Origin of the sequence: Natrarchaeobius versutus (genome assembly GCF_041205745.1) — an archaeon.
GTDB lineage: Archaea > Halobacteriota > Halobacteria > Halobacteriales > Natrialbaceae > Natrarchaeobius > Natrarchaeobius versutus.
In genome coordinates this window covers 21,142-36,445 of record NZ_JBGFCC010000014.1, presented here as the reverse complement: position 1 = coordinate 36,445, position 15,304 = coordinate 21,142, and the positions used below count along the sequence as shown (strand labels likewise).

General features: G+C 65.6%; 16 protein-coding genes. 9 read left to right on the top strand and 7 right to left on the bottom strand.

The features are described 5' to 3' along the window. Window positions 1-62: 62 nt before the first annotated feature. A complete protein-coding gene (locus AB7C87_RS23250) occupies window positions 63-797 on the bottom strand; it encodes an HFX_2341 family transcriptional regulator domain-containing protein (protein WP_369731916.1) in 735 nt (244 codons plus the stop codon). A gap of 111 nt (window positions 798-908) precedes the next feature. Here AB7C87_RS23250 and glyA point away from each other — a divergent pair, with 111 nt between their 5' ends. From glyA to AB7C87_RS23220, 6 genes are all read left to right on the top strand, one after another. After that, window positions 909-2,165, top strand: coding sequence for a serine hydroxymethyltransferase (glyA, locus tag AB7C87_RS23245; RefSeq protein WP_369731915.1), 1,257 nt, complete (start codon window positions 909-911; stop codon window positions 2,163-2,165). Between the two features lie 96 nt (window positions 2,166-2,261). Next, a complete protein-coding gene (locus AB7C87_RS23240) occupies window positions 2,262-3,533 on the top strand; it encodes a M14 family zinc carboxypeptidase (protein WP_369731914.1) in 1,272 nt (423 codons plus the stop codon). 86 nt (window positions 3,534-3,619) lie between these two features. Continuing rightward, window positions 3,620-4,762, top strand: coding sequence for a hypothetical protein (locus AB7C87_RS23235; RefSeq protein ID WP_369731913.1), 1,143 nt, complete (start codon window positions 3,620-3,622; stop codon window positions 4,760-4,762). A gap of 7 nt (window positions 4,763-4,769) precedes the next feature. Then, window positions 4,770-5,003: a hypothetical protein gene (locus AB7C87_RS23230; protein ID WP_369731912.1), complete on the top strand. Its 234-nt coding sequence runs from the start codon at window positions 4,770-4,772 to the stop codon at window positions 5,001-5,003. 73 nt (window positions 5,004-5,076) lie between these two features. Next, window positions 5,077-6,183: an aminopeptidase gene (locus tag AB7C87_RS23225; protein ID WP_369731911.1), complete on the top strand. Its 1,107-nt coding sequence runs from the start codon at window positions 5,077-5,079 to the stop codon at window positions 6,181-6,183. Between the two features lie 245 nt (window positions 6,184-6,428). Further along, window positions 6,429-6,845, top strand: a complete 417-nt coding sequence (locus tag AB7C87_RS23220; protein WP_369731910.1) for a universal stress protein — start codon at window positions 6,429-6,431, stop codon at window positions 6,843-6,845. A 120-nt stretch (window positions 6,846-6,965) separates the two neighbouring features. Here AB7C87_RS23220 and AB7C87_RS23215 read toward each other — a convergent pair whose 3' ends face one another. The 5 genes from AB7C87_RS23215 to AB7C87_RS23195 form a co-directional block, all read right to left on the bottom strand. Beyond that, window positions 6,966-7,739 carry an SDR family oxidoreductase gene (locus AB7C87_RS23215; protein ID WP_369731909.1) on the bottom strand — a complete coding sequence of 258 codons (774 nt, stop codon included), beginning with the start codon at window positions 7,737-7,739 and terminating at the stop codon, window positions 6,966-6,968. Window positions 7,740-7,872: 133 nt separating this feature from the next. Continuing rightward, complete coding sequence (locus tag AB7C87_RS23210) at window positions 7,873-8,385, bottom strand: hypothetical protein (protein WP_369731908.1); 513 nt, start codon at window positions 8,383-8,385, stop codon at window positions 7,873-7,875. Between the two features lie 57 nt (window positions 8,386-8,442). Beyond that, a complete protein-coding gene (locus AB7C87_RS23205; protein ID WP_369731907.1) occupies window positions 8,443-9,162 on the bottom strand; it encodes an alpha/beta hydrolase in 720 nt (239 codons plus the stop codon). After that, window positions 9,159-9,782, bottom strand: coding sequence for a VOC family protein (locus AB7C87_RS23200; protein ID WP_369731906.1), 624 nt, complete (start codon window positions 9,780-9,782; stop codon window positions 9,159-9,161). Before AB7C87_RS23200 ends, AB7C87_RS23205 begins: the two co-directional genes overlap by 4 nt. 8 nt (window positions 9,783-9,790) lie before the next feature. Then, on the bottom strand, window positions 9,791-10,408 hold the full coding sequence (locus AB7C87_RS23195) for an NAD(P)/FAD-dependent oxidoreductase (protein WP_369731905.1): 618 nt from the start codon (window positions 10,406-10,408) through the stop codon (window positions 9,791-9,793). A gap of 408 nt (window positions 10,409-10,816) precedes the next feature. Between AB7C87_RS23195 and AB7C87_RS23190 the strand changes: the two genes are divergently transcribed. The 3 genes from AB7C87_RS23190 (at window position 10,817) to AB7C87_RS23180 (ending at window position 13,953) form a co-directional block, all read left to right on the top strand. Then, on the top strand, window positions 10,817-11,953 hold the full coding sequence (locus AB7C87_RS23190) for a glutamate-cysteine ligase family protein (RefSeq protein ID WP_369731904.1): 1,137 nt from the start codon (window positions 10,817-10,819) through the stop codon (window positions 11,951-11,953). A gap of 139 nt (window positions 11,954-12,092) precedes the next feature. Next, a complete protein-coding gene (locus AB7C87_RS23185) occupies window positions 12,093-12,794 on the top strand; it encodes a helix-turn-helix domain-containing protein (RefSeq protein WP_369731903.1) in 702 nt (233 codons plus the stop codon). Window positions 12,795-12,894: 100 nt separating this feature from the next. Next, window positions 12,895-13,953 carry a complex I subunit 1/NuoH family protein gene (locus AB7C87_RS23180; protein WP_369731902.1) on the top strand — a complete coding sequence of 353 codons (1,059 nt, stop codon included), beginning with the start codon at window positions 12,895-12,897 and terminating at the stop codon, window positions 13,951-13,953. Between the two features lie 90 nt (window positions 13,954-14,043). Here AB7C87_RS23180 and AB7C87_RS23175 read toward each other — a convergent pair whose 3' ends face one another. Beyond that, the gene (locus AB7C87_RS23175; RefSeq protein WP_369731901.1) at window positions 14,044-15,225 is read right to left on the bottom strand and encodes a C45 family autoproteolytic acyltransferase/hydrolase; all 1,182 of its coding nucleotides are present in this window, start codon (window positions 15,223-15,225) and stop codon (window positions 14,044-14,046) included. Window positions 15,226-15,304: the final 79 nt, after the last annotated feature.

Here is a 15,304-nt window from a genome sequence, read left to right as displayed (position 1 = left end):
AATAAAACACCGATAGGCTTCGGGAGAGAGTGGCTCCTCATCCGCCAACAGGGGGGATGCGGCTAGCCGTCCGCCAACAGGTACGAAAACGCCCGGAGCGCCTCTCGGCCCGAATCGGTGATCGACACCCGTCTCCTTCGGCCGACGTCCTCGACGATGACGTACTCGCGCTCGCACAGCGGTTCGAGGACGTGGCGCTCGAGCAGTCGATACTTTCCCTTCTCGCCGTCGCCGTCGTAGTCGGCGATGAACGGTAGTTCCCGCGCTTCGGCGAACGCGATGAGTCGTTTCTTGCTGACAGGGTCGCTCTCGGCGAGGTGTGCGAGCATGGCGACGTGTTCGCGACTGGGCCGGTCGATCGGGTACGTCGGGAGTTCGTAGATCGCTTCGACGCCCTCGCTGACGGAGTCGGCCTCCTCCCCGTAGCGCTCGGCGCGGACGTAGTACGGCGTCGCGTCGGTGACCATACAGGCGATCGCGGCGCCGATGGCGGTCACCTTGCTCCCGGAGGCGACGTTGACGAAGACGTCTTCGTCGTCGAACGCCGTCGCGAGTTCCGCGACCGTGCCGATCGAGTCGTAGAGGTCGAAGATATCGCAGGGGACCGTCTCGTGAGGAACGTCGGCGTCCTCGAGTCGCTCCCGGACCGCGTCGCCGTACTCCCGCGCCTCGTCGCGTTCGGGCTCGAGCAGGACGACCCGGTCGGCCCCGAGTTCGATCGCCGGAAGGACGAGTCGATCGCGCTCGTAGCCGACGGGCATCAGGTGAACTCGGTCGGGAACCGAAATTCGATCCATGCGGCCGACCACGGTGGCCGCCCGGAAAAAGTTTCGCTGGGGCGAAACTATTGTAACCGTTACGCGAGTATCGTGATAGAATATTCACCATTCCGGCCGGAGTGTTGGTGTATGCACGACGACGAGATCGACGCGACGCTAGTCGAGGCGGATTCCCGTACGGCGGCGATACTCGAGGCCGAACGGGACCGCCAGCGCTCGAGTCTGCAGATGATCGCGAGCGAGAACCACGCCAGTCCCGCCGTACTTCGAGCGCAGGGGAGCGTCTTCACCAACAAGTACGCAGAGGGCGTCCCCGGAGACCGGTACTACGGCGGCTGTGAGCACGTCGACGATCTCGAGCGCCTGGCGATTTTACGCGCGAAGGAGCTGTTCGGTGCCGAGCACGTCAACGTCCAGCCCCACAGCGGTAGCCAGGCGAACCAGGCCGCCATGCTCGCGGTTCTCGATCCTGGTGACACGATCCTCTCTGCCGATCTACGAAACGCGGGCCACCTCAGCCACGGCCACCGGGCGAACCTCGCGGGTCGGATCTACGAGGTCGAACGGTACGGTCTCGATCCCGACACCGGCCTCCTCGACTACGAGGAGTTGCGCGAGCGAGCCGAAGCCGTCCAGCCTGATCTCCTCGTGTCGGGCTTTTCGGCGTATCCGCGGGCGGTCGACTGGGAGCGGATCCAGGCCATCGCCGACGACGTCGGTGCGTATCACCTCGCGGATATCGCACACGTGACCGGCCTCGTCGCCGCCGACGTCTATCCCTCGCCCGTCGGCGTCGCGGACCTCGTCACCGGCAGTACCCACAAGACGATCCGGGCCGGCCGTGGTGGTCTCGTGATTTGCGACGCCGAACTGGCGGACGCAGTCGATCGCGCGGTTATGCCCGGCATCCAGGGCGGCCCCGCGATGCACAACGTCGCCGGCAAGGCCGTCGGCTTCGGCGAAGCGCTCGAGCCCGCGTTCGAGTCCTACGCCGAGCAGGTGGTCGAGAACGCCCGCGCGCTCTCTGACGGACTCGACGATCGCGGTTGTCGGATCGTCACCGGTGGCACCGACTCACACCTCGTGCTGGTCGACCTCCGCGAGACCCACGACCTCCTCGGGAAGACGGCCGAGCGCGCGCTCGAGGACTCCGCCATCGTGCTCAACGCCAACGCCGTCCCCGGCGATCCGCGCCCGCCGAAGGATCCCTCCGGCATCCGGGCCGGCACGCCCGCGCTCACCACCCGCGGCTTCGACGCGGACGCGATGGACGAGGTCGCCGACTGTATCGCCCGTGTGCTCGAGAATCCGGACGACGACGAGGTCCGACGGACCGTCGGTCGGCGAGTCGACGACCTGTGTGGCGCCCACCCGCTCTACGAATGAACCGGCGACGAACGCGCGCTCGCGAACGATCGGTCGCGGGGAACGTCGCGGACGAGCCGACGCAACCGATTTGCGGGTGGACTCTCGAGTGATCCTATGGACGCGCCCGACGATTCGACGGACGTGACCGTAGACTCCGACGCTCCGGGAACGGCGTCGACCCACGAGACCGGGACGGGACGCGTGACGATCCGGACCACCCATCCCGGCGGTAACGGCCGCGTCCTCGAGGTCGCGGGCGACGTAATCCGACTCGAGCCCGAAATCCGGGACTCGACGCGGCGGTGGTTCTACTGGAACGTCGACGTCGAGAGCGACGTCAGCCAGGTACTCGAGGTTCGATTCCCGACCGACGAAGTGGTCGGTCCCCGGGGGCCGGCCGTCCGTACCGGCGTCCCGTGTGGGAGTCCGACCGCCGACGGCGCGTGGTCCGAGTGGCGGTGGCTCGGTGCCGACCGCCGGCTCGACGCGAACGCGTTCCGGTACGCCTTCGACGCCGGCGAGCGGGCCCAGTTGTCCCTCTCATTCCCCTACCAGCGCGCCGACTTCGACGCGTTCGCCCTCGAGTTCGCGTCGGATCCACGCGTTTCCGTTGAGACGCTCACGACGACCCACGGGGGGCGGGAGGTCCCGGTCGTCCGTCTCGGGACCGAATCCGGAACCGAACTCGACGGATCCGCGGGCGATATCGTCCTCGCGGCCCGCCATCACGCCTGTGAGTCGATCGGCTCGTACGTCCTCGAGGGGACACTGCGGGAACTACTCGAGGGCGAGACGGGCCCGGCCCTGCTCGAACGCTACCGCGTCTACGTCTACCCGTTCGTCGACCTCGACGGCGTCGAGCGCGGTGATCCGGGCAAACATCGCGCGCCCCACGACCACAACCGCGACTACGTCGACTCGAACGCGATCGCCCATCTCTCGCCGATCTACCCGACCACAGCGGCCATCGCCGGCGACCTCGAGTCGCTCGAGAACCTCGTCGTGGCCCTCGACCTCCACAGTCCGTACAAGTGGGGTGGAGACGTCAACGACCGACCGTTCTTCGTGACCGATCCCGACGATCCGGGGGACCCGCTACGAACGCTGGCGAGCGCGCTCGAGTCGGCGACGACCCGACGAGCGAGCGACGGCCCGACGCTTTCGTTCGACGCCGCGCCGGGCACCGGACTGGCGTCGTTCGACGGCCAGTCCGGCCTCCTCCACACGTTCACGCGCTATTGCTGGCTCGAGGGTGCGACGCTGTCGTCTGCCCTCGAAATTCCCTACGTCGGGACCGAAGACGACCCCGTGACGCCGTCGAGCGCACGGCGACTCGGCCGCGATCTGGCTGTCGCGCTGCTCGAGTGGGTCGACTCCGGGAACTGAGCCGGCATTTCGAGTGGCGCTCGCTGAGATCCGTGACTGGCGACTCGAGCGAAGATTTCAATTAGATATCGTGTGTTCCGACGCGTATGGTCCCCGATCCCGATTCCGAACCCGGTCCCGACGACTCCTCCGACGTCGGATCGAACGCCGACGGTTCGAGCGAGACCAGATTCACGTTTCTGAGACACGTCTCCCGGATTCTCGATCGGCCCGGCGAGTTGCTGCCGTTCGCGCTGGTCCCGTTCGTCCTCTCGGTTGCCCACGTAGAGCGCACCCGCCGGGCTCTCGATCCGCCGTCGGGCTGGTTCTCGATCAACTTCGAGTTCGTGTTTCCGACGCCGTTGCTCGACCTCTGGTCGTTCGCCGACCCGCCCGATCCGCCGACGGACGATCCGTCCGAAATGCTCGTTGGCGGGTCGGATACGGCGTCCGGATCGCACAGCTTCGACGTCACGTTCGAAACGCCGTTCGACACCGTGGCACTGCCGCTCGAGGGAGTCGACGGCGAACTCGCGGCGTGGTTCGGTCTCGTGTTGCTGGCACACACGGTCATTGGCGCGGTGATCGCCGCGGGCTATCTCGGTGGCCTCGACAGACGTCTCCGTCGTCGGCCAGTGGCGATCCTCGATTCAGTCGTGCGTTTCGCCCCGCGGATCTTCCTCTACCACCTCGTCCTCTACGCCGCGTTCGCGTTGCTCGTCCCGTTGTTCGTGATCGCGCCCCCGCTGATCCTGATCGGCATGATCGGACTGCTCGTCTTCGGGTACCTCTTCTACGCCGTCCCGTTCCTGTTCGTCGTCGACGACGCGAACTTTCTCGAGGCATTTCGCCGCTCGGCCGGGTTCGCCACGGGGGAGGCGTCGTACTTCTGGTTCGCGCTCGGGCACGGTTTACTCGCCGTGATCGTCTCGCCGGTTGTATCGGGCGTCCTCAGCGCCGGCGGGATCGGGTTCGTCATCGCGGTCGCGATTGCGACCCCATTCGCGCTGGTCATGACGGCCGCGACGGTCTCGTTCGTCCAGGAACTCGTCGACGACGGATCGACGCGCGGCGAGCCGGATCGCGAAACCGGATTCGGGGACGACGGTGGCCGTGTCGACCGGCGGAGCGGAACCGACGGGATGGACGACGCCACGGAGTCGGCCGGTCGGGAGACCGACGATGCCAGGGAGCGATTCGGACAGGAGTCGACTCCGGACCGAAAACCGGACGACGATCGGGACGGATAGTGAACCCGTGACCGACGCCGAATCCACGGGCTCGAGCGCGAACACCCCTCGCCGGCTCGTTTCCGTCCTCCGTCTCGCGGCGATCGCCCTGGTGATCGCCGGCTTCACCGGCTGGGTGCTCGAGGACGACGCACTCGCCCTCGAGTCGCCGTACACGCTCGCGTTCGCCGCCGGCGTCGTCTGTGCGCTGGCGTCGATCTACCTCGGACTATTCCTGGCGAACCGCGACGAGAGCCGATAGCCACGGTCGGTGGGAGTCCCCTCGAGTCGCCGATTCGAAAACGGTATCCCGCCGCTTCGGGTACGTGTGGCACATGGACCCGCGCATTCGCGAACACGCCGAGGTCATCGTCAATCACTCGGTCGATCTCGAGGAGGGAGACAACGTCGTCGTCGACGCCCACCCCGTCGCCGAGGACCTGGTCGTCGCTCTCCACGAGGTGATCGGCGACCGGGGGGCGAACCCGGTGACGACGAGCCAGCGGACCGGCAAGCGACAACAGCGTGCGTACCTCCGCGCCGCGGGTGGCGAGGACGACGTACCCGATTTCGAGACGCCGGAACACGAACTCGCGCTCATCCAGAATACCGACGTCTACATCGCGATCCGCGCGAGCGACAACGTCACCCAGACGTCGGACGTCGATCCCCAGACCAGCGCGGCGTACAACCAGGCTCAGCGGCCGATCCTGGAAGAACGGCTCTCGAAGCGCTGGTGTCTGACCCAGTTCCCGGCACCCGCGAACGCCCAGCTCGCGGAGATGAGTACGGAGGGCTACGAGAACTTCGTCTGGGACGCCGTCAACAAAGACTGGGAGGCCCAGCGCGACCACCAGGCGAACATGGTCGAAATCCTCGATCCGGCGGACGAGATCCGGATCGTCAGCGGCGACACGACGGACGTGACGATGTCCCTGTCGGGCAATCCGACGATCAACGACCACGGCGAGCACAACCTGCCCGGCGGCGAGGTTTTCACTGCCCCTCAGCCCGACAGCGTCGAGGGCGAGGTGCTGTTCGACATGCCGCTGTATCACCAGGGCCGGGAAATTACGGACGTCTACCTCGAGTTCGAGGGCGGCGAGGTCGTCTCGCACTCGGCGGCGAAAAACGAGGACGTCCTGACCGAGGTGTTGAACACCGACGAGGGCGCCCGCCGGCTGGGCGAACTCGGCATCGGGATGAACCGCGACATCGACCGGTTCACCTACAACATGCTGTTCGACGAGAAGATGGGCGACACCGTCCACATGGCGGTCGGCCGCGCCTACGACGACACGGTCGGCGAGGACAACGAGCAAAACGACTCCGCCGTCCACGTCGACATGATCGTCGACATGAGCGAGGACTCGTTCATCGAGGTCGACGGCGAGCGCGTTCAAGAGGACGGGACGTTCGTGTTCGAAGACGGCGAGGTCTGAGCGTCGCGAAGACCTCGAGTCGGAACGGCGAGCACCGCGAGCCGTGAAGAGTAGCACCCGCGGCGAACGGCGCGCGGCGATATGCGCCGCGGACATGTGAACGGGGAGCGAAGCGACCCGAACGGAAACAGTTCGGAGTGACTCACTCGGCCGAAGAGTCGGTATGTGGTGGTAGTGTCGGCCGCGAATCGGTGGCACCCGTCCTCACCGGTGTACTTTAGCCTCGAGGGGTGTTACTTCATCGCATGACAATCCTCGTCGCGTACGACGGCTCCGGTCCGGCGCGGAAAGCGGTCGAACACGCGTTCGTGACGTATCCGGACGAGGAGATCGTTCTGTTGCGCGTCGTCGAGGCGGCGAGCGGGTCGACGACCGCGGGATTCGACCTTGCGAGGGAGTACCTCAAAGACCGGCGCGACGAGATCGCCGAGAAGGGCTTCGACGAGGTTCCGGAGTTCGAAAACCCCGATGACGTCGAGTTTAGCACCGAAGTTGCGGTCGGCCAACCCGCCGCCGAGATCGTCACGTTCGCGGAGGATCACGACGTTGCCCACATCATCGTCGGCAGTCACGGCCGGACTGGCGTCTCTCGAGTCCTGCTTGGGAGCGTCGCCGAACGGATCGTCCGCCGATCGCCGGTTCCGGTCACCGTCGTTCGATGACCGAATCCGGCCGTCGATGATCGCACCCGCCGTAGTTGTGCGCTCGCGAGCACGCTGGCGTGTACGAGCGGATCGGCTCGTCACCGTATGCGGCGTGTACGAGCGGATCGGCTCGAGCGGTCACTGGGTGTTGGTCATCCCGCCGTCGACGACGAGTGACTCGCCGGTTACGTACTCGGAGCGGTCGCTGGCGAGGTACACGGCCGCGTCGGCGACGTCCTCGGGCTGACCTGCCCGTCGCGCTGGAATCGATTCGAGGAACGATCCTTCCGCCTCGGTGCCGATGATCGCGTAGTCTTCGGTCGTCATCGTCGTCTCGATCAGCCCGGGATGGATCGCGTTTACGCGAACGCCGTCCGGCCCAAGTTTCGCCGCCATGGCGTACGTCAGGAGCCGGACGGCGCCTTTCGTTCCGCAGTAGGTGACGAAGTCGCCGGAGCCCTCGAGACCCGCGACCGACGAGAGGTTGACGATGGAGCCGCCGTCGCCGTCGACCATCCGTCTGGCCGCCACCTGGGCGCCGAAGTAGAGTCCCTTGACATTGATGTCCATCATTCGATCGTAGTCGTCTTCGCTGACTTCGAGGAACTCCTCGCCGTGGAAGATCCCCGCGTTGTTTACCATCACGTCGACGCCGCCGAACTCCTCGGCCGCGTCGACTGCGGACTCGAGGTCGGCGACGTTCGTGACGTCACAGTCGACGTACGCCACGCCCGCGTCGGTCTCCGCTTCGATCACCTCGTGAGCTGGCTCTCCACCCTCCCGTGGAGCCTCTTGAACGTCGGCGATCACGACGTCGGCGCCTTCCTCGGCGAACTGCCGCGCGATCGATCGTCCGAGTCCGCTCGAGCCGCCCGTGACGACGGCGACCGAATCGGTGAGCATCGGTGACATTGCACGCAACAGTGCCACGACGGTGCAGTAAATGGTATCTACCGGTCGGTTTCGGAGACTATCTCGGCGTTCGATATACGACGTCGCTTTCGCGTCCTGTCGCCGTTTTCGCGGTCTCGGACGCTTCGGACGGTCAGTCCTCGAGTACGTCGATATCGCCGTACTGAATCACGGGCTGGTGTTCGCAGATGTAGGTGGTCATCTCGGGTCGCGCGACGAACGCGAGGGTCGCCGTCGCGCCGACGTCCTCGAGGACGCCGGTCGCGTACTCGTCGACGATCTCTCCCTCGGCGTCGTAGAGCGCCAGGTTGTGTTTGACCCCGTCCCGGTTCTCCCAGGTGATCGCGTACTCCTGGCCCTCGACCAGAACCAGCGTCGGATTCTCGATCCGGTCGACGTGGTCGGGAGAGGCGCCGACCCAGCCGCCAACGTGGCCCTCGAGGCGAATCTCCTCGACCCCAGCCCACGCCTCGGGGTCGGTCACGCCCTCGCTTGCGGTCGCCTCGGCGACGTCGACGATCGGCTCATCGGCGTCGTCGCGCTCGCCCCCGTTGTCGTCGTCGCTTAGACAGCCCGCGACGGCCGTCGTGAGCGCGACGCTCGCCGTCGACAGGAACGCCCGTCTGTTCGTCGGGTGCGAGGTCACGACGTCTCATACGGGATCGAACGACATAAGATGGTGCTCGAACTCGGAGCGAGACGATCAGTCGCCCCCGCCCGCGAGGAGGTCCGCGACCATCCCCGAGACGAACCCGAGTTCGTCCTCGTTGACGCCGTGGCCCATCCCCTCGTAGATGCGCTCGGTGACGTCGGCACCGAGGGACTCGAGGACGCTGTTCGTCTCGCGGACGCGCTCGAGAGGAATGTGCGGGTCGACGTCGCTACAGCCGAGAAACACCGGCGTCCCCTCGAGGTCGCCGTCGGGTCGTCGCTCCGGTGGTTCTCCGTTCGCATCGCTCGCGGAGATGCCGTCCGTCTCGAGATAGTCGTCGTGGTCGATCGATTCGCCGATGAGGCCGCCGCTGAGCGCGGCGAAGCCGCCGTATCGTCGGGGGTTGCGCGCGACGAACTCGCTTGCGAGACAGGCACCCTGCGAGAAGCCGACGATCAGCACGCGTTCGGCCGGAACCCCGGCGTCGACGGCAGTTTCGATCGCGTCCGAAATCGCCCGGAGCCCCGAGGTTCGTCCGGGTTCGTTCGTCTCGACGGGCTGGAGAAACGAGTTTGGGTACCACTGGCGACGCGCCGCCTGCGGCGCGAGCAAGGCGACGCCCTCGCGGTGAATCTCCTCGCCCATACCGAGGATGCCTCTCGCCGTCGCGCCGCGGCCGTGGACGAGCACTACCGCCGCTTCGGCCTCTTCGAGGGGCGTGCCGGCGCTCGCGAGCGGCTGATTCTGGTGGGGACCCTCGCCCGCGCTCATTCGACACCACCGACGCCCGCGCTCGCGTCGGGGAGATCGTGTTCGATCACCTCGAGGCCGACTTCTCGAATGGCCTCGCGGAGGTGTTCGTCCTTGGCGTAGTCGGCGCCGGCGGCCTCGCGCAGTTCCTGGGCTTTCGCGAGCACTTCGCCGCGACGGTCGTCGGGAACCTCGTACTTGTCGGTGCTGAGTTCGATCACGAGACCGTTGTTGTCGGTCGTGTAGATCGAGTGGAAGATTCCTCGATCGAAGACGTTGTAGCGGTGACCCGCCTCCTCGAGGGAGTCCATGACGTCTTCGTACTCTTCGGGGTCGACGCTGAAACAGAGGTGGTGGACGGCGCCGACGCCGCCGCGCTGGCCGCGGCGATTCGAGGGACGGTCGTCGCTGACGAAGAACGTCAGGATGCGCCCGTCGCCGGTGTCGAAGAAGAGGTGCGTCTGCGAGGGGTCGTCGAGGTTCGGCTGGCGCAACACGAGGGGCATTCCGAGGAGGTCGCGGTAGAACGCGACGGTATCGGCCTCGTTGCTTCCCCAGATCGTGATGTGGTCGGTTCCCGTCGTCTGGAACGGGCTGTCTGGCGGTTCCGGCGTGACTGGGTTCGTTGATTCGTTGGACATGATCGTGGTTACTCCGCGACGACGTCGCCGAAGACGCGCTCTGCGTCGGCCGGCACGTCGAAGTCGTGGAAGCGCTCACCGCGGACCTTCGAGAGGATGTTGAGCGCCGCGGCGGCCCCATCGCCGACGGCGATGGCGGCCTGCCACTCCTCGGCGCGAACCATCGCACCCGTCGCGTAGGCGTCCTCGACGCTCGTCTCCATCTCGACGCCGACGTCGACGATATCGTCGTCCGTAAACGCACAACCCAGCTCCTCGGCCAGGTCGCGGTTCGCGCCGGTCGCCAACACGACGTACTCCGCCTCGTAGCTTCCGTCGTCGGTCTCGACGACGAAGCCGTCGCCGCCGCGCTCGAGGCCGGTGACCTCCTCACCTTGCCGGCGCTCGGCACCGAGGTCGTCGACCTGCTGGCGCGCGGTCGCCATGAACTCGCTCCCACCGACCGACCCGATTCCCAGGTAATTGAAGAGGTGAGCCTTGTGCATCCACGTCCCGTCGGTGTCGAACACCGTCGTCTCGAGGCCGTTTTTCGCGGTGAACAGCGCCGCGCTCAGGCCGGCCGGACCGCCGCCGACGACGATCACCGATGCAGTTTCGCTTTCGTCCGCACTCGCTTCGTCGCTCATACGTAGTTGCATCATGTTACCCCAGGCGTATCAATCTAGCAGGTACCTCGAGACAATCACGTAACACTCGCGTCAGTACCCAGGCACACGAACCCTACCAACGGTCGGGTCAGCGGTCGTCCTCGGCGGGGACGCCTTTCGAGTGACGGCCGAAGCGCCTCTCCGATCGCCCACCCCAGCCGAGACAGCCGTCTCAACGGCCGTTCGTGCTGATTTCCGAATTTACCTGCGTACGCAGGCTCAACGGCTTCACGTCGGAGTTACCTACCACGAATCGCCACAGGAGAGGGAAATCGGACAACGGTGGCGGGTTCGCGACTCGAACCGTGAACTCAGATTCGGTCCGGGACACCTCGCCCCGGCGTTTGCTCGGGGCCGCTGTCCGGTAGTCATCCAACGGAGACATTCATGAACACAAGCCTCGAGGTCGAGTACTGGGTCGTCGACGACGCCGGCGACCTGTGCTCGCCCGACACACTGCTCGACGTTGCCGACTGGGTCGATCCCGAGTTCGTCGAGCCGATGATCGAGATCAAAACGAGCCCGTGTGAGTCGATGGCCGAACTTCGCGAGGAGTTTACGGCGCGGATTCGAACGGTCGTCACCGCCGCACACGAGCGGGAGAAACGTCTCGTCCCTCTGGCGACGCCGCTGTCTGCGCCCCACTCGGAGATCCCCTACCGGGAGAAACGCGGGACCGAACTCCAGCGTCGAATCGTGGGGCCGACGTTCGACGACGCCCGCGTCTGTGCCGGAACGCACGTTCACTTCGAGCAGTCGAACGTCACAGATCAGTTAAACGCACTAACCGCGATCGATCCCGCGTTCGCGCTCGTTAACAGTTCCTCACACTACCGCGGCGAGCACCTCCTCGAGTGTGCCCGCCCGTATCTCTACCGTCGGTCGTGTTACGGCCCCTGTCCCGACCAGGGACAGCTCTGGTCGTACGTCGAGAGCGTCGCGGAGTGGGAAGGGCGACTCGAGGACGCCTACGAGACGTTCCGCGATCGGGCGATCGACCGCGGCATCGATCCCGAGACGTTCGACGACGAATTCGAGCCCTACGATGCGGTTTGGACCCCGATCCGACTTCGGAACTCGTTTCCGACGGTCGAGTGGCGCTCGCCCGACGCGGCCCTCCCGAGTCAGGTGCTTCGCCTCACGGATGAGGTCCGCTCGGTCGTCACGCGAGCGGACGACCGCGGAACCACCGTCCTCGAGGCCGACTCAGTCAGTCCGGTTCGCGAGCCCGATTCGCCCGCCACAGCCGTCGATGCGACGTCGACGGCGGATGCCGCCGACGAGGTGCCACTGCCCGCATTCGACACCGTCGAAGCGGTCACTGAAACGGCGATACACGAGGGTCTCGCGTCGGAACGCGTCCGAAGCTACCTGCGGCGGTTCGGATTCTCGCCGTCGACGTACGATCCGCTAGCCGATCGGTTGCCCGACGCGCGACTCTCTAACCGACGCGCCAAGACGCTCCGTCTCGAGGCCGCGACGCAACTCGAAGCCGACCTCGAGCGACACCGCGCTCGAGCGTGAGTTCGTTTCGCCCGGTTCCCTGGGCGGCGCGAACCTTTCGACCGTTTCCTGGCGGCGTGAAACGCGATCTGCGACTAGTAAAAATGACCCGGTCTAGACCGGCTTCAGATTTACTCTCGAGCGGCGGATACGTGGCGATATGAACGCCGTACGGGTCGCGATCACGCACGCGAAGCAGACCATCCATCCGGTCCACTCCCTCGTGTGTACCGACCCAGAACTCTCCCGTGAACTGCTCTTTTACTTCGATGTGACTGACGGGTGCGAGACGGCCATCAACTACGTCGAGGGTGATCCCGATGTCTACGAGCGTGCCTTGCACGCGCAAGCCGACGTCGAGGACTGTGAGGTGTATCGCGACGCGAACGGCGGCTGTTACTCGTACTTGAGATCCGAACTGGATGCGCACAACAGGCGCCTCGCGGCGGCGTTTCGACGCGAAACCCTCGCCGTCGTTCCACCGGTCGAGTTTCTTCCGGATCGGCGGATGATCGTCTCGCTCGTCGGCACCTCGACTGACGTTCGCGAGATCCGCAACGAGATCCCGGATGCGGTCTCGATGGAAGTCGTCTCGGTCGGTTCGATCCCGGGCAGTACACGATCGGCGCTCACAGCCAAACAGCGGCGGGCGATCGAGACGGCCTGGGAGCTTGGCTACTACGAGCTTCCGCGCGAAGCCAACCTGGAGGCGATCGCGTCGGAACTCGAGTGTGCTATCTCGACCGTTTCGAACCTGCTCCGACGGGCACACGCAACCCTCGTTGCGGCGGAACTCGGCGTGACTGAGGATGGAAATGGAAGAGTAGGGGGGGTGACGGCGGCGCGGACGTCCGACGTATAAGCGTTCGAAATATTTCGCACGAACGTATTCGACGCTTTCGCCGCACTTTCGATGTGTGTGCTGGGGCGAGAACTGAGCGTGGCGTCGTCGAGGTGGATCGATGAGTGAACGACCCTTGCTTCCCGAGCGGATCGGTGAGGTCGTCGGGCTAGGCGAGTACGGCGTCCTCGGCGAGTTCCTCGCCGCGGTCCTCGCGGCGTTTCTCGTCGTGAACGTCGTCCTGGCGAACGCGGCGCTGGTCATCTGGGCCAAACGGAAGGTTACTGCCGCGTTCACCGATCGCATCGCAGTCACTCACCTCGGTCCGTTCGGGCTGTTGATAATCGTCGCTGACGCGGTTCGTCTGTTGTCGAAGGAGAATATCGTTCCAACGAATGCGGACCGGCCGGCCTACGACCTTGCACCGCTCGTCGTCGCGTCCTCGGCACTCCTTGGATTCGCGGTGATTCCGATGGGAAGCGGGGTACAGATCGCCGATCCGGAGGTCGGGCTCGCGTTCGCGTTCGCAGTCGCCGGGATCACGAGCGTCGGGCTGGTGATGGCCGGCTACGCGTCGGGGAACAAGTACTCCCTGCTCGGCAGCCTCCGGGCGATCGCGACGACGATTGCCTACGAAATTCCGCTGATCGTCGCCGGGATGTCGGTGGTGTTGTTCGCCGGTTCGTTGCGGACCAGTACCATTGTTGTCGCCCAGAGCGGCGAACTGTTCTCCGTCGCTGGCGTGGGCGTGCCGGCGTGGTACGCGTTCGTCAACCCCTTCGCATTCGTGATCTTTCTCGCGGCAATGATTGGAGAGGTCGGTCGAAACCCGTTCGACATGGCGGAGGCGCCGGCCGAACTCGTCGCCGGCTACCAGACCGAGTACTCCTCGGTCTACTTTACGCTGCTGTACATGGGCGAGTTCGTCCACATCTTCCTCGGCGGCGCCATCGTCGCGACGGTGTTCCTCGGCGGTCCGGCCGGCCCGGTGTTGCCGGGCATCGTCTGGTTCTTGCTCAAAATCTGGGCCGTCTTCCTGTTCACCCAGTGGCTCCGATCGGCCATCCCTCGTCTTCGTATCGACCAGTTTATCGCCATCGGCTGGAAGGGACTGCTCGTTCTCTCCTTTGCCAACCTGTTTCTCACCGCGGCTATCGTCGGATACCTCCACTCCGTCTGAGCGCTCGAAGACGCCGTTTTCGGCTGATCACGCTCGAGGCCGACCTCGATCGACACCGCGCTCGAGTCTAACGGTCGAATTTCGATCGAATCAGCGCATCCGCTCGAGCCACCGCCGTCCAGTCCAGAGGTCGGTCGGCACGTCCTCGCCGAACGCACACCGCGTGCGCTCGGTTTCACAGGGGTTTCCGATCGCAACCTCGATCGTCGGCGACCCCCCTTCGAAGACCGCCGTACTCGCCGTCGTGAGCTGACCGAAGGCGTGCGGTTCGTCCGTCTCGGGTTCGGGATGTCGGCAGATCGAGTCGTCGCCGGGGCCGTTCTCGTGATCCTGTGCGATCTCCCACAAGTCTTCGCGCTCGAGGGGTGCGTTCCCCTCGAGCACCTCGAGCGCTCTCTCCCGTCGGATCGTCGAACTCTCGGTTTCCGTCGAGCGGGAGTTGACGAAGTGGTTCGTCCGCGCCACGACCGGCTCGTCGTCGCCGGCGATTCGTTCGGCGACGGGATCGATCTCGAGAACGATCGCGTCGGTTTCGTCGGCGAGAAACAGCGTCTGGCCCATCAGCCGCCGCGTCGGGTACGACTCGAGTGCCGTCCGCGCCTCGGCGACGGTGGCACACTCCTCGAGGACGATCCGGATCACGGTTCCGTTCCGAAGCTGATCCTCGGGCGGGACGTCCTCGCGTTCGCTGTCGATGTGGGTGTTCGCGGCGACGAGCCCTCGGTCGTTGACGCCCTTGAATATCGAGATCGTCCCGCAGGTGTCGACCGTCAGAAAGCCGTGGTAGTCGTCGATCGGTGGCTGTTCGACGATCGATTTGGGCCGGACGCCTCGCCCCGCGATGTCCCGGTTCTTGCACACGAGCGGACCGTCGACGGCCTCGCGGTCGGCTTTCGGGCTCGAGACCAGTGCGTTCGTACACCCCCTCGGATTCTTCTCAGATCGTCCCGTTCCCTCCGCCAGCTCCTCACAGAGTTCCGAGAACGCGAAGACGTACACCTCGTAGATCTCGGCATTGACGTCGAACGCGTCGGCCATCGCCTCGTAGGCTCGCCGGTGACGATCCGGGAGGCTCTCGCGGCTCCGGCGAGCGTACTCGAGCAACGGCTCGAGGTCGACACCCTGCGTGGATATCTGCGACTCGAGTTCCTCGATGGCCCACTCGACCGCTTCGCGTTCGGTTTCGGCTCGTCGACGCGCCTGTCGTGTGAACGTCTCCACGCCGGCGATTTCGTCGCCGTACGCGACCGTCTCGCGATCGATCTCGTCCATACGGACGTGAAGGCGCCCCGTCGGTTGTAGCGTCGGCCTGAACTGTGAGAGTGGTTCCGGTCCGATTGGCTGTCAGCTA